Raw genomic sequence first — 13,274 nt, forward strand, 5'->3', positions numbered from 1 at the left:
CTTCAGGTTTTTTGTAATCCGCCAACAGGCGGTCTATGAGTTCGTTGCTTACGGTCATTTCTCTTCCTTTGAAGATGAAGGCAGTTTCCTGCCATTAGACCGTTTACACAAAATCTAGGACACGCCCAGATGATGAAAGATTTGTCGGAGATTTGATTGTTCGGACGAATTCAACAAACTCAGAAATCTCTTTTGACGTTATCTCTTTAAGTCTCATTAAGTCAGTGGCAGCCAGTGTCATCAAAGCTCTGGGCTCATCCTGTGAAACTTCAACGACTCCTTCTGGATCTTTATCTGCGTGCTTCATCTTGTTATATGCATCAGTCACTAGATCGTGAACCAACTGTCCTGAATGCCCACTTACATTACTAATGGTCTTGAGTGTTGGCTCTATTCCTCTGCTTTTACAAATGTCCCTAACTATTTGCTGCGCAGCTCCTGATAATATGGTGGCAGACACAAAGTCATTCCTAATGAATGCTTCCTTAGCTTGAATTAATGAAATAGTAGCTACTTGAATTTTTGTGAATGTCTGCATATTAACCATTACGTAGTTTGAAGATCATTTACTCTTAGTTAGTTGATTAATATATCCCCAGTGGCCATCACTTTCACATCCTACTCTTACAGCAGCGAGTCCTTCGGTAAATCCGAAAAAATTCGGCACTCCACCTACCTCAAAGCAAGTTATATTTACTGATTTTTCCGTTATCTGAACATATGCTATATGCCTGCTGGGATGGTGATCATTGGGTGCTTAAACTTATCGGCCATCCTCCAGAACCGTAAAAACTATATTTTCTGCGGTCGCAGATTGTATGTCTAATTTATATTTTTTGAATGACACGGTTTTTGCTGCGACTGGGTAAGTAAGATTTTGAAAAAAAGCCACTCTTGCCAGCCCATCAGGACTAAATTCACGATAGGTTACATTCATACTCCCAGCGCTTAGACCCGTATAAAGTAATTCGAAATTTTCATATCCTTTACTTGAATTAATTTCCAAAGCCTTTTCTTTTGTCACAACCGCACTGGAATCAGAGATTGTCATTGTCCAAACCACTGTTACAACGTCATTATTATTAACCTGCCCCCCAACTCTATCCCTTAAAGTGCCATCTGGTTTGACCATTACCAAATTACCAGCATCGCTTCTCACTAACATATATTTAACATTTTCTTGAACAACATTTCCTACAACGGAGTATTGTTTTCCAGGCACTAATGTTATGTCTATTGGTCCACCTTTAATGTGGACCAACTTATTCACAGTAGCTACAGATTTCTCACTAGTAGTTGTCCAATAATCTTGAAATTTGATCATTGGCTCTCCCACAGTTACTGATATTTTCTGGCCGATTATGTAATTTTTTTGTTTAATATTTTCAGACCCAATCACATTTACCTCGTCTCTTTGCATCTGAGTCGCACACCCTGAAATCCAAAATGATGCTGAAATAATAAGTACCTTAAAACTTCTTGTTATTAAAATCATTTTTGCTCCAATTAATAGAATAGAATTACTAACCACTCATCATCAGATGCTGAGTATTTCTACTCGAATCCTATGCTGCAGGCAAATTATGATCTAGTTTCTAAATTTTTCAAATTACAGGGTGCTATTCACTAAGTTTTGCTTCTTTATATTTCTGTTCGTGTAATGGGTCTGCCTTTAACCAACTCGCACCGCATATCCAGTACGACGCTAACTCCCCGCTCAGTCTTTCGCCTAGCCTTCCTGATGATCCCAAAGACTAGCTCTGGGTAGAACTGCTTTCCCGTCCACGAATTCACTCCTAGGGCATTCAGATGCTCAGAAATCTTCTTGGGAATCCAACCCTTTTCATAAAGCCGCATGATGCGTTCGATCAGGGCTTGATGGTCTGGATTTAGGTAGACCAAAGACAGCGCCTTGGTCTTAACCCTCACTTGAACACAAAGGTATACAGAAGGTTCCGTTTTGACCCCAAAGAAGGTCAAAAGGAAATTATTCCACCGTTACGCTTTTTGCCAAATTCCGCGGCTTGTCCACATCCGTCCCCCGCGCACACGCCGTGTGATAGCTGAGTAGCTGCAAGGGCACGACGTGCAAGATGGGTGAGAGCACGCCATAGTGCTCGGGCATGCGAATGACGTTCACGCCTTCGCTGCTTTCAATCTTTGTGTCGCCATCGGCCAGCACATACAACACGCCGCCACGGGCGCGGACTTCTTGCATGTTGCTCTTGAGCTTTTCTAGCAAGGCGTCATTAGGCGCGACCGTCACCACCGGCATGGCGCTGGTGACCAAGGCCAAGGGGCCATGCTTCAACTCACCCGCGGCATAGGCCTCGGCGTGGATGTAGGTGATTTCTTTGAGCTTCAACGCGCCTTCGAGCGCGATGGGGTAATGCGTGCCACGGCCCAAGAACAAGGCGTTTTCTTTGCTGGCAAAGTCTTGTGACCACGCGATGAGCTGAGGCTCTAGCGCCAGCACGGCTTGCAAGGCAGCGGGCAAGTGGCGCATGTCTTTGATGTGCTTGGCTTCTTCTTCGTCGCTCAAACGGCCTTTGGTTTGTGCCAAGGCCAAGGTAAGCAAGAACAAACCTGCCAGCTGCGTGGTGAAAGCTTTGGTGGAAGCCACGCCAATCTCTGCGCCTGCGCGCGTGACGTAGGCCAGCTTGCACTCGCGCACCATGGCGCTGGTGGACACGTTGCAAATGGTGAGCGTTTTATCCATGCCCAAACTTTGCGCGTGGCGCAGGGCTGCCAAGGTGTCGGCCGTCTCGCCACTTTGCGTGATGGTGACCACCAAGCTGTTGGGGTTGGGCACGGATTCGCGGTAGCGGTACTCGCTGGCAATTTCCACTTGGCAAGGGATTTTGGCAATGGCTTCAATCCAATACTTGGCCACGCAGCCGCTGTAATAGCTGGTGCCGCAGGCGAGGATGAGCACGTTGTCGACGGCTTTGAACACGCTGTACGCACCGTCACCAAACAACTCGGGCGTGATGCCCTCGATGCCTTCGAGCGTGTCGGCAATCGCGCGCGGCTGCTCGAAGATTTCTTTTTGCATGTAGTGGCGGTAAGGGCCCAACTCGGCTGCGCCGCTGTGCGCTTGCACGGTTTTGACTTCGCGTGTGACGGCTTTGTGGCTGCGGTCTTGCACCCAGTATTTGCCGATTTGAATGTCCACCACATCGCCCTCTTCGAGGTAGACGATTTGGTCGGTCACGCCGGCCAAGGCCATGGCGTCGCTAGCGAGGAAAGTTTCGCTGTGCTCTTTGCCCACGCCCAAGATGAGCGGTGAGCCTGCGCGAGCGCCGATCACGCGGTGAGGTTCGTCTTTGTGGAACACGGCAATGGCGTAAGCGCCATGCAACTGAACGATGGCGGCTTTGACGGCCTCAAACAAATCGCCGTTGTAGAGGCTGTCCACCAAGTGGGCAATGACCTCGGTGTCGGTTTGGCTCAAGAACTCGTAGCCCTTGGCTTGCAGCGCGGCGCGCAGTTCGTCGTGGTTTTCGATGATGCCGTTGTGGACCAATGCCACGCGACCTACTTTGGCTGGCGAGCCGCCTGAATAAACGCCCGCGCCTGCACCCGTGCCGTGGCTGAAGTGGGGATGCGCGTTGTGCACTGCAGGCGCACCGTGTGTGGCCCAACGTGTGTGCGCAATGCCGGTGCCGCCTTCGATGTGATCGGCCTTGACTTGGTCCATCAGCTCAGACACGCGTGCCGTGCTGCGCGCACGTTGCAAACCGCCCTGCTTGGCACCCAAACTGGCCGAGTGCACCGCCACGCCGCATGAGTCGTAGCCACGGTATTCCAGCCGCTGCAAACCTTGCACGAGGATGGGAACGATGTTGCGGATAGAAACGGCGCCGACGATGCCACACATAAAGAGCACTCCTAAATTGGGTTGCCCAAATATTAATCACTTCAACTAGAAATTTCTTGTTTATTTATCTCACTATTTGAACGAAAATTCCATCAGTTACATATTTTGGAATTTAATTTCAATCCAATTAACTTTATGAAACAAGAATTTCTAGACGAGACCGATCTGAAGCTGCTTGACGCCCTGCAGCACGACGCCACGCTCAGCAACGTAGCCTTGGCCGAGCGTTTCAAAATTTCGCCGCCCACCTGCCTACGCCGCGTCAAACGACTGACGGATGAGGGCTGGATTGAGCGACAAATTGCGGTGCTCAATTCCGATAAGTTGGGTGCTGCACTGGGCCACGGTTTGACGTCTTTGGTCGAGGTGACGCTAGACGCACAAGGCACTGAGCACCTAGACGCCTTCGAACAACGTGCCTGCGCCGACGACGCCGTGCAGCAATGTTGGCGGGTGTCGCCTGGGCCAGACTTTGTGTTGGTGGTGCAAGCGGCGGACATGCCCGACTATCTGGCCATCACGCAACGCCTGCTCACGCAGGATGCGAATGTGCGAAATGTGAAAGCGTTTTTTGCGACCAAGCGGGCGAAGTTCACCAGCACGTGGCCGGTGCTGCGCCAAACTTAAATGCCCAAGACGGCCAACGCTTGTTGGGCAGAAATAATTGACAACGAGGGTAACGGTGCGGCTTCTAGCAAATCGTTGTCGCCGCTGACTAGGTAGTGTGCTTGCGCCTTGAGCGCTGTTTCGATGAACTTGTCATCGTCTCGGTCGCGGCAATAAACGGCAGATTCACCAATGTCCACCCAGACCGCAGACGCATTCAAATCGTGCAGCAAACTCTCACGTAATTCAAGGCTGATGTAGCGGTCAAATTTGGGCCGATAAAGCCGCGTGCGCAGCTCATCAAATGTCGGCTGCGAAAACACCAAACGGTGATGCGCCAGAGCCTCCCGAACCAACTTTGCTGGTGCGCCTTGCGATGAGAGCGCAGCGCTAATGAAGAGGTTGGTGTCAATGACCAGCTTAAGACTCGTCACGCAACAAATCTTCCAACAGCTCTGGTGTCATGCCCGCACGCTCGGCTTGCGCAGCGGTGTCGGCCAAAGTGTGCTGCAGGCGATTGGCGTAGAACTCGCGCATCGCTTCGTAATCTTGCGCTGAGACCATCACACCCACCACCCGATCACGACGCATCACACGCACGGGCTCGCGCTGCGCGAGGTCGATGAATTGCCCAAACTGGGTTTTAGCTTCGTTGGCAGAAAAGGTTTGCATGCCCAAACTTTAGCACCAAACGAACGAATCGTTCGATTGGTGCTGATTTTAGGGTTTTGGCTTTTTCTCAGGCCGCTTGTAGTTGGCAATGCTCACCTGCTTACCCCGTGCCACGCTCAAAGCCCCCGCTTCAGTGCTCTTGGTGATCGTCGAGCCACCACCCACTGTACCGCCCGCGCCAATGGTGACGGGCGCGACTAACACGCAGTTGCTGCCCACATGCACATCGGCTTCGATGACGGTGCGGTGTTTGTTCGCGCCGTCGTAGTTGGCGGTGATGCTGCCTGCACCGTAGTTGACGCGCTCGCCCACGGTGGCGTCGCCCAAGTAGGCCAAGTGGTTGGCTTTTGCGCCTTTGGCTAGGGTGGAGTTTTTGACTTCCACAAAGTTGCCAATGTGCACCTCGGCTGCCAGTTGTGCGCCTGGGCGCAAGCGGGCGAACGGACCAATCAGCGAACCCTCGCCAACGGTCACCCCCAGCTTTTCGCCGTCGATGTGGGTGAAGGGGTGAATCACTGCACCCGCTTCAATGGAGCAGTTGGCAATGACGCAGTTCGCGCCAATTTTCACGCCTTGGCCCAATGACACGTTGCCTTGGAAAATGCAGTTCACATCAATCTCAACGTCTTGCGCGCAGGTCAGCGTGCCGCGCACATCAAAACGCGCGGGGTCGATGATGCGCACACCGGCAGCCATGAACGCTTGCGCTTGGCGCAGCTGAAACGTGCGCTCCAACTCGGCCAACTGCGTGGGGCTGTTGACGCCCGCCACTTGTGCCACGTCGTTGATTTTGTGAGCCACCACGGGCACACCATCGGCCTCGGCAAACTTGACAACGTCAGTCAAATAAAACTCTTGTTGCGCGTTGTTGTTGTCCAAGCGCGCCAGCCACGGTTTGAGCAACTTAGCAGGCACGGCCATGATGCCGCTGTACACCTCTTGAATGGCACGTTGCGCATCGTTGGCATCTTTGTGCTCAACGATGGCGTGCACTTGGCCGCTCAGGCTGCGCACGATGCGGCCGTAGCCGGTGGGGTCGTCAAACTCAATCGTCAACAAAGCCAGCTGTTTGCCGTCACACAGGTCGATCAGCGCTTGCAGGGTGTCGGCTTGCGTCAAGGGCACATCGCCCGACAGCACGACGACCACCGCGTCATCGGACAACATAGGCACGGTTTGCTGCACGGCGTGGCCGGTGCCAAGCTGGGGCATTTGGCGGGCGAACTGCAAGTGGTCATTGGGGTTGGCAGACAACAAGGCAGGCTCGACTTGGTCGGCGCCGTGGCCGGTGATGACGATGGTGTGGCGCGCCTTCAAGCTGCGCGCGGTATCGATCACATGCTGCACCAAAGCCTTGCCGGCCAATCGGTGCAAAACCTTAGGCATACTGCTCTTCATACGGGTGCCTTTACCGGCAGCCATGATCACCACATCTAACGCTGTCATGCTATTCATCCTTTTATTGCGAAGAATTATCCGCCAAGCCTCGCTCTGGCTGACCTTGGTTGCGCTGGTGGCGTTGACAGGTTGCAGCACGATCAAAGTGGCTTACAACAACAGCGACGACTTGTTGTATTGGTGGGTCAACAGTTATGCCGACTTGCAGGACGGTCAAAAGCAACTCACCCGCGACACACTGACCGAGTTGCAACGCTGGCACCGCCAAGAGCAGCTGCCTGAGTATGTTGCCTTGCTACAAAAAGTGCGTGCGATGGCGGCCAGTGACATCACGCCCGCGCAAGTCTGCGCTGTGACCGAAGAAGGAAAAACCAGCTTCGCCACGTTGCTGCGTTTTGTCGAACCTGCGAGCACGCGCTTGGTTGTGCAATTCAAACCCGAGCAACTGCGCAGTGTCCGCAAGAAGTTTGAAAAAACCGCGAAGGATTGGCGCAAAGACTGGCTAGACATCGGTGCCGACGAGCGTCTGCAATACCGCAACAAACAAGCACTGAACCGCTTAGAAGATTTTTATGGCCGCCTCGACACCCCACAACGCGAGGTGCTGCGCCACTGGCTGAGCGAGTCGGTGTTTGACCCCGCCATGAGCTACGCTGAGCGCGAGCGCCGCCAAGCCGACACCATGCAAACCCTGCAACGCATGACCCAAGAAGGCAGCGCCTCCGCACAAGCCCAGGCACTGTGGCATGGCTTGATTGAGCGCAGCTTCAACTCACCCAACGAGCGCTTCCGCGCCTACAACCGCGCACTGTGGCAAGAGAACTGCGAAGGCTTTGCCAAGCTGCACAACAGCACCACGCCCGCGCAACGCAAGCGCTTGGCGGAGAGCCTGCAGGGCTATGAGAACGACTTTCGCACGTTGATGGGCCAAAAGTAAAACGTGCTGGACATGCCAGCACGCGAAAGGTTGAAGTCTGAGGCTTGGGCCTAGGCTTTAAGCCTGCAGCGCAGCCCACATTTCTTTGTCGCGCTGGGCGGTCCAAATGCGTGGGTTTTTGATACCTTGGGCTTCGTCATAAGCGCGGCTCACGTCGAAGGGTAGGCAGTGTTCGTAGATGAAGACATGGCCAAAAATGGGGTCCATGCTTTTGCGCGTATGTTCCATGGAAGCTTTTAAATCCATGCCCTGCGCCGCAGCCTCTTTGCCACAACGGAACAAGGTGTCGACCCAGCGTTGGGTGTAATCCAAAGCCTTGTTCACATCGGCGTTGCCCTTCATGGCTTCACCGCGGCCGGGCACGATGGCTTCGGCGTTGAGCGCTTTCAACGCGTCCAGCGTGGCGGGCCACTCTTCGAGTTGGGCGTCACCGGTGTACACACCGGCTTCGTACTCCACCAAGTCGCCGCTGAACAATACTTTTTCCTCTTCCACCCAAGCGATGGTGTCGCCACGCGTGTGACCTGAACCGGGGTGCCAAATCTCAACCTTCACGCCACCCAAGTCGAGGGTCAACGAACCTTGGCGACCAGGCTTGCCGTCGCCGATCACCATGGTGGGCCACGTCAAACCGGGGATGCTCTCGACACCTTGGAACAAGCGGGGAAAGCGCTCGATCTCGCTTTGCATGTCTTGCGCACCGCGCTCGACGATGAGCTCATACGTGCCACGGCTGGCAATGATCTCGGTCGCGCCTTCGGCCGCGTAAGCGCTGGCACCCAACACGCGCACCGCGTGGTAGTGGGTGAGCAAGACGTATTTAATGGGCTTGTCGCTGACGGTGCGAATTTTGGCGATCAAGTCACGGGCCAATGCAGGTGTGGCCGTGGCGTCGCTGACCATGATGAATTTGTCGCCAATGATCACGCCAGAGTTGGGGTCGCCCTCGGCGGTGTAGGCCCAGCAGTGGGCGCTGAGTTGCTCAAACTTGATTTTTTTCTCGGTCAAGTCGGCTTGACTGGCAAAGGCTTTGGTGGGGGCGGTGGACATGTTTTGTGTCTCCTTGTTGGGGTTTGTTTGTTGCTAGAAGTTTAACTAAACGAAATTGGTTATTTAATGGTGAATTACTTCTGGCTTGGTTTTAAGACATTTCTTGGGGGCAAGGGACGAGGCACAGGCCCCACGACTCCTTCGCTGCACTCTTAACGTCGCCGTGGGGCCTGTGCCTCATCCCTTGAAGAGTGGGCGTACACAACAGTCCAAAAATGAAGTTCGAGAAGTTTCTGACATTGAAACGGTTACGAACATTGCGGCAAAACCACAAGCGCAATCTCTGTCCCTGATCCCACAACAATCCGTAGACAGGGTGAGTGGGCGGGGCGCTTGGCGGTGACGTTAAGAGCGCAGCGAAGGAACCGCCAAGCGCCCCGCCCGCTCACCCTGTCGAAGCAAAAGCGAAAGCACAAGCAATCAGGACAAGGACAAAGAACTCAAACCAACCCCCGCTCCAACATCCCAATCACCTCATCCGCAAACGCCGTGTAACTCATAGCCCCATCAGGTCGCAACCACGTGAAGGTCCAGTTGATCATGCCAAACAACATCATCGTCACCGCAGTTTGGTTGGTGGGCGTCAAACGGTCGGGATAGGCGCGTTTCAAGAACAGGGTGAAGGCAGCCACCACGTCGCGCTGACGGCCGACGATCAAGGCGCGTTGCTCGGGGCCTAAAAACTGCGTGTCACTCACCAACGCCACATGGCGGGTGGCTGAGTTTTCGTACTCTTGCAAGAAGCGGCGAATCAACTCGTGCAGCGAGGCGCGGTCGTCCAAATTGCCACGCTGGGCCACGGCTTGTGACTCGCCGATCAAGGCCAACAAGCGTTGGGTGTAGCGGTCGAGCAAGTCAAACAGGATGGCCTCTTTGCTGTCGTAATAGTGATACAGCCGCGCTTTGGAGGTGCCGCCCGCGGCCGCGATGGTGTTCATGCTGGTGGCGGGGTAGCTGCCGTCGGCAAAGCACTGCGCGGCGATGTCTAAGATTTCGTCGCGCTTGAGGTCGTGGGTGGCAGATTTGGGTCGAGCCATGTCAAAGATTCAGCAGAGCCTGCTGCTCAGCGCATGGGCCAAACCACACCGTTGTCGTTCAACAGCGCGTCCAGTGGCATGTCGTGCGGCTCGGGCATCAGGTCGGGCAAGAAGCCGTGGGTGAAGCCCAAACCTGCGGTGAAGGGCTTGGGTTGCAAGGTGGCCAAGGTGCGGTCGTAAAAACCGCCGCCGTAGCCCAAACGGAAACCACCTGCGCCGTAGCCCACGCAGGGCACGAACAGCAAGGTGGGCACGATCACTTCGGTGTCTTTGGGCTTGGGAATGCCGTAGGCGTCTTCTTCCATGGGGCAGCCGGGGTACCAAGCGTGAAACGTGAGGGTTTTGTGCGCTTTGTCGACCACGGGCAGGCCAATGCGCCGGCGCTGCGGCTGGTCAGACAGCTCGCCGTCTTCTTTCCAGCGGTGCAGGGCGGGCAGCGGGTCAAACTCGCCTTTGATGGGCCAATAGGCACCGATGACCGTGTCGGGGCGGTCGAACAACCAAATGCGCAGCACGCGTTGCAACATATCAGCCCGTGCCAGACGATCGGGCATGTTCAAACGCTCTTCTATGAGCTGCTGGCGCAAAGTTTTTTTGTCCACAGATAATCAGTGCATGAAGTTCTCTGTCATTGTGTCACTGTTTGCAAGCGCCTTGGTGGCTTGCAGTCCCTTGCTCCCAGCGGTCGCCACGGCTCAGGCCGCTACCGTCATCACCAACCCGCAAACCGATGCGGTGATCACCGAGATGGCCCAAGCCTTCAAACGCGGCGACAAAAAGCGTTTGACTGCGCTGATGCCCCAAGCCAAAGGCCACCCCCTCGAAGCGTGGGCCGCCTATTGGGAGCTCAAAGCGCGCTTGGACGAAGCCAGCACGGCGGAAATTCGCAGCTTCTTCGCCACCTACCCCAGCTCCTACCAAGAAGACCGCTTGCGCAACGACTGGCTGCTGCTGCTGGGCAGCCGTCGCGACTGGAGCACGCTGGCCAATGAACACCCGCACTACCGCATGCGCGATGACCGCGAGCTGCGTTGCTACATCTTGGCCGTTGAACTGATGCAAAAAGGCCCGCAAGCCAACCCGGGCATGGCTGACGAGGTACGCCGCAGCTGGATGGGCATGCGAGAAGCTGATGACGGCTGCACCTTCGCCGCCGACCGTTTGTACGACGCCAAACAGTTCAACGCGCTGGACATTTGGCGCAAAGCCCGTTTGATGATGGAGCAAAGCCGTCCCCGCTCCGCACGCAACGCCGTACAAATCGTGGCGCCCGATGCCGTCAACGCGGTGGCCGATATTCACAACAACCCCACCCAGTTTTTGAAGCGTCACATTGCCGCGCCCCAAAAAGTGCGTCAAGAGTTGGTGGTGATGGCCTTGGTCAAAGTGGCCGCTACCGACCCCGATGACGCCGACAAACTGCTGCGCACCAAGTGGCAGCCCTACCTCACCACCGAAGAGCGCCACTGGGTGTGGGGCGTGATTGGCAGGCAATCGGCCATGAAGCTCGAGGACGATACGCTGAAGCACTTTGGCCGCGTCGCCCGCGACAAAGACCTCAACGACGACATGCTGGCTTGGAAAGCCCGTGCCGCTTTGCGTGCTGGCAACACGCCCAATTGGGCTGAGGTGGAGTCGGCCATCCAAGCCATGAGCGCAGAAGTCAAGCGTGACCCAACTTGGATTTACTGGCACGCTCGCGCTTTGTTGGCCCGTAAGAAAACAAGCCCGCAAGTGCAGCAAGAAGCCACAGCCATGTTGGAGAGCATCGCTGGCGTTCGTGGCTTTTACGAACAACTCGCGCTCGAAGAGTTGGGTCGCAAAGTGACCACGCCTGCACGTCCATTGCCGCCCACCCCCGAGGAGGTCGAAACCGCACGCCGCAACCCCTCGCTGCAACGCGCGCTCTACGCGATCGCCATGGGCTTACGCCCCGAAGGCGTGCGCGAGTGGAACTACGCCACCAACCTCGTCAACGCCCAAGGCCAAGCCGGCCCCATGAGCGACCGCGACTTGCTGGCCGCTGCCCAACTTGCCTGCGATCACCAAGTGTGGGACCGCTGCATCAACACCAGCGAACGCACGCGACAGGTGATGGACTTTGAGCAGCGCTTCCCAATGCCACACAAAGACGCCGTCATTGCGCGTGCCCGGCAAATCAACCTTGACCCTTCTTATGTCTATGGCCTGATTCGCCAAGAAAGCCGGTTCATCACAGACGCGCGTTCGCATGTGGGCGCCTCCGGCCTGATGCAAGTCATGCCAGCTACGGCCAAATGGACGGCCAAGAAAATTGGCTTGACCGGCTTCACGCCCGACCAAATCAACGACCGCGACACCAACATCGCCATTGGCACGGGTTATTTAAAACTGGTGCTCGACAGCTTTGAGGGCTCCATGCCCTTGGCCGCCGCCGCCTACAACGCCGGCCCCAGCCGCTCACGCCGCTGGCGTGCACCCAATGACGGCAGCGGCCCCGTGCTGGAAGCAGCCATCTGGGCCGAGAACGTGCCCTTCAACGAAACCCGCGATTACGTGAAAAAAGTGCTCTCCAACACCACCAACTACGCCGCGCTCATCACGGGTGAGCCGCAATCGCTCAAAGCCAAGCTCGGGCGCGTGGGTCCGCGTGATGCGAATGCCGTCTTGGAAAACTTAGAGTTGCCTTAATGCGAGAGCCAAGCAAGTAATAACCCTAGCTCTCATGAGGCATAGGTGTAAACCCTATACTTCTCCTTACTTTGGTTTGATACTGCAATTTAAGGAGCACCCTCATGACCTCATTCGTTCACCTCACTTACAGCACCACCCACCCCGGTGTGGCCCGCGCAGAGCGTGCCATCGAACTCGGCCAATCATGGGTCAAGCGTCTGCAACAAGAAAGCACCTACGCGGTGGTGCTCGCACTGTTTGGTGCACTGAGCCTGCTGGCCTCGGTCTATGACATTGTCGAAAACGCAGAACAGGGGCAAGAACTCGGCGCTTGGGTGGTCTTATGGGCCGCTGTGCTGATGTCCATGTGGGGTATGGCCAAATACGCCGTCAAAGCCGTACGCGCCTGGGCCCAAGCCGACCGCGAAGACCGTATGTGGGCCTACGCGATGGGTGATCACCGTCAAATGGCAGATCTGCAGTGGGCCTTGGGGCGCAACAACTGAGCCCAAAGACCAATGCTTCATGAGGCCCATCAACGGGCCAGATTTTGAAAGCACCGCCTAGGCGGTGCTTTTTTTTGATAAAGAATCGTATCGAACCCGCCCTTGAAATCCCCCGACATGCCCTAAAATTAGCACTCAATGGCAGGGAGTGCTAACACCCAGCCAGTGGATCAATGGCGCTCACACCCTGTGGGCGCTTGGCTTTCAACCCCTTAGTTCTTATTTGGAGATGCAATGAAACTTCGTCCTCTCGGCGACCGCGTGATCGTGAAACGTATCGAAAGCGAAACAAAAACCGCCTCTGGCATCGTCATCCCTGACTCAGCCGCTGAAAAGCCTGATCAAGGTGAAGTCTTGGCCGTCGGCCCAGGCAAGACCAACGACAAAGGCGAGACCAAAGCTTTGACAGTGAAAGTCGGCGACCGCGTGTTGTTCGGCAAATACAGCGGCCAAACCGTCAAAGTCGCTGGCGACGAACTGTTGGTCATGAAAGAAGAAGACCTGTTCGCTGTAGTCGAGTGATTTGCGGGACAGAC

At 55.3% G+C, this 13,274-nt stretch carries 14 protein-coding genes; 5 read left to right on the top strand and 9 right to left on the bottom strand.

The features are described from left to right. Nucleotides 1-103: 103 nt before the first annotated feature. The 3 genes from B9Z42_RS12250 to glmS form a co-directional block, all read right to left on the bottom strand. Nucleotides 104-538 (bottom strand): hypothetical protein, encoded by a 435-nt coding sequence (locus B9Z42_RS12250; protein WP_143474086.1) that lies wholly within the window; start codon nt 536-538, stop codon nt 104-106. A 225-nt stretch (nt 539-763) separates the two neighbouring features. Continuing rightward, entirely contained in the window at nt 764-1,495 is a 732-nt protein-coding gene (locus tag B9Z42_RS12255; RefSeq protein ID WP_143474087.1) for a hypothetical protein, read from the bottom strand. A gap of 492 nt (nt 1,496-1,987) precedes the next feature. Then, the gene (gene glmS, locus B9Z42_RS12265; protein ID WP_100133698.1) at nt 1,988-3,880 is read right to left on the bottom strand and encodes a glutamine--fructose-6-phosphate transaminase (isomerizing); all 1,893 of its coding nucleotides are present in this window, start codon (nt 3,878-3,880) and stop codon (nt 1,988-1,990) included. A gap of 135 nt (nt 3,881-4,015) precedes the next feature. On the opposite strand from glmS, the gene B9Z42_RS12270 reads away from it, so the two are divergent. Next, a complete protein-coding gene (locus tag B9Z42_RS12270) occupies nt 4,016-4,507 on the top strand; it encodes an Lrp/AsnC family transcriptional regulator (protein ID WP_100133699.1) in 492 nt (163 codons plus the stop codon). Here the strand turns inward: B9Z42_RS12270 and B9Z42_RS12275 are convergent. The 3 genes from B9Z42_RS12275 to glmU are packed head-to-tail and all read right to left on the bottom strand — an operon-like array spanning nt 4,504 to nt 6,604. Further along, nucleotides 4,504-4,920: a putative toxin-antitoxin system toxin component, PIN family gene (locus tag B9Z42_RS12275; protein ID WP_100133700.1), complete on the bottom strand. Its 417-nt coding sequence runs from the start codon at nt 4,918-4,920 to the stop codon at nt 4,504-4,506. The two genes, B9Z42_RS12270 and B9Z42_RS12275, sit on opposite strands and share 4 nt — an antisense overlap. Then, the gene (locus tag B9Z42_RS12280) at nt 4,907-5,158 is read right to left on the bottom strand and encodes a type II toxin-antitoxin system Phd/YefM family antitoxin (RefSeq protein ID WP_100133701.1); all 252 of its coding nucleotides are present in this window, start codon (nt 5,156-5,158) and stop codon (nt 4,907-4,909) included. The genes B9Z42_RS12275 and B9Z42_RS12280 overlap by 14 nt, the downstream gene beginning before the upstream one ends. Before the next feature lie 48 nt (nt 5,159-5,206). Continuing rightward, on the bottom strand, nt 5,207-6,604 hold the full coding sequence (glmU, locus tag B9Z42_RS12285; protein ID WP_369806874.1) for a bifunctional UDP-N-acetylglucosamine diphosphorylase/glucosamine-1-phosphate N-acetyltransferase GlmU: 1,398 nt from the start codon (nt 6,602-6,604) through the stop codon (nt 5,207-5,209). Here glmU and B9Z42_RS12290 point away from each other — a divergent pair. After that, on the top strand, nt 6,603-7,493 hold the full coding sequence (locus B9Z42_RS12290; protein ID WP_143474088.1) for a DUF6279 family lipoprotein: 891 nt from the start codon (nt 6,603-6,605) through the stop codon (nt 7,491-7,493). The two genes, glmU and B9Z42_RS12290, sit on opposite strands and share 2 nt — an antisense overlap. A 57-nt stretch (nt 7,494-7,550) precedes the next feature. On the opposite strand, the gene B9Z42_RS12295 is transcribed toward B9Z42_RS12290, so the two are convergent. The 3 genes from B9Z42_RS12295 to B9Z42_RS12305 form a co-directional block, all read right to left on the bottom strand. Continuing rightward, nucleotides 7,551-8,543 (bottom strand): MBL fold metallo-hydrolase, encoded by a 993-nt coding sequence (locus tag B9Z42_RS12295; RefSeq protein ID WP_100133704.1) that lies wholly within the window; start codon nt 8,541-8,543, stop codon nt 7,551-7,553. 440 nt (nt 8,544-8,983) lie between these two features. After that, a complete protein-coding gene (locus tag B9Z42_RS12300; RefSeq protein WP_100133705.1) occupies nt 8,984-9,580 on the bottom strand; it encodes a TetR/AcrR family transcriptional regulator in 597 nt (198 codons plus the stop codon). 26 nt (nt 9,581-9,606) lie between these two features. Further along, the gene (locus tag B9Z42_RS12305; RefSeq protein ID WP_100133706.1) at nt 9,607-10,182 is read right to left on the bottom strand and encodes a 5-formyltetrahydrofolate cyclo-ligase; all 576 of its coding nucleotides are present in this window, start codon (nt 10,180-10,182) and stop codon (nt 9,607-9,609) included. A 13-nt stretch (nt 10,183-10,195) separates the two neighbouring features. On the opposite strand from B9Z42_RS12305, the gene B9Z42_RS12310 reads away from it, so the two are divergent. The 3 genes from B9Z42_RS12310 (at nt 10,196) to groES (ending at nt 13,260) form a co-directional block, all read left to right on the top strand. After that, the gene (locus tag B9Z42_RS12310) at nt 10,196-12,250 is read left to right on the top strand and encodes a lytic transglycosylase domain-containing protein (RefSeq protein WP_100133707.1); all 2,055 of its coding nucleotides are present in this window, start codon (nt 10,196-10,198) and stop codon (nt 12,248-12,250) included. Nucleotides 12,251-12,354: 104 nt separating this feature from the next. Then, complete coding sequence (locus tag B9Z42_RS12315) at nt 12,355-12,738, top strand: hypothetical protein (RefSeq protein ID WP_100133708.1); 384 nt, start codon at nt 12,355-12,357, stop codon at nt 12,736-12,738. A gap of 234 nt (nt 12,739-12,972) precedes the next feature. Continuing rightward, on the top strand, nt 12,973-13,260 hold the full coding sequence (gene groES, locus B9Z42_RS12320; protein WP_100133709.1) for a co-chaperone GroES: 288 nt from the start codon (nt 12,973-12,975) through the stop codon (nt 13,258-13,260). Nucleotides 13,261-13,274: the final 14 nt, after the last annotated feature.

It is taken from the genome of Limnohabitans sp. B9-3 (assembly GCF_002778325.1).
Taxonomy (GTDB): Bacteria; Pseudomonadota; Gammaproteobacteria; order Burkholderiales; family Burkholderiaceae_C; genus Limnohabitans; species Limnohabitans kasalickyi.

Excerpts from the sequence above, each read along its gene's own strand:
- B9Z42_RS12250 (WP_143474086.1), bottom strand. The coding sequence starts at position 538 with ATGCAGACATTCACAAAAATTCAAGTAGCTACTATTTCATTAATTCAA.
- B9Z42_RS12255 (WP_143474087.1), bottom strand. The coding sequence starts at position 1,495 with ATGATTTTAATAACAAGAAGTTTTAAGGTACTTATTATTTCAGCATCA.
- glmS (WP_100133698.1), bottom strand. The coding sequence starts at position 3,880 with ATGTGTGGCATCGTCGGCGCCGTTTCTATCCGCAACATCGTTCCCATC.
- B9Z42_RS12270 (WP_100133699.1), top strand. The coding sequence starts at position 4,016 with ATGAAACAAGAATTTCTAGACGAGACCGATCTGAAGCTGCTTGACGCC.
- B9Z42_RS12280 (WP_100133701.1), bottom strand. The coding sequence starts at position 5,158 with ATGCAAACCTTTTCTGCCAACGAAGCTAAAACCCAGTTTGGGCAATTC.
- B9Z42_RS12290 (WP_143474088.1), top strand. The coding sequence starts at position 6,603 with ATGCTATTCATCCTTTTATTGCGAAGAATTATCCGCCAAGCCTCGCTC.
- glmU (WP_369806874.1), bottom strand. The coding sequence starts at position 6,604 with ATGACAGCGTTAGATGTGGTGATCATGGCTGCCGGTAAAGGCACCCGT.
- B9Z42_RS12295 (WP_100133704.1), bottom strand. The coding sequence starts at position 8,543 with ATGTCCACCGCCCCCACCAAAGCCTTTGCCAGTCAAGCCGACTTGACC.
- B9Z42_RS12300 (WP_100133705.1), bottom strand. The coding sequence starts at position 9,580 with ATGGCTCGACCCAAATCTGCCACCCACGACCTCAAGCGCGACGAAATC.
- B9Z42_RS12310 (WP_100133707.1), top strand. The coding sequence starts at position 10,196 with ATGAAGTTCTCTGTCATTGTGTCACTGTTTGCAAGCGCCTTGGTGGCT.
- B9Z42_RS12315 (WP_100133708.1), top strand. The coding sequence starts at position 12,355 with ATGACCTCATTCGTTCACCTCACTTACAGCACCACCCACCCCGGTGTG.
- groES (WP_100133709.1), top strand. The coding sequence starts at position 12,973 with ATGAAACTTCGTCCTCTCGGCGACCGCGTGATCGTGAAACGTATCGAA.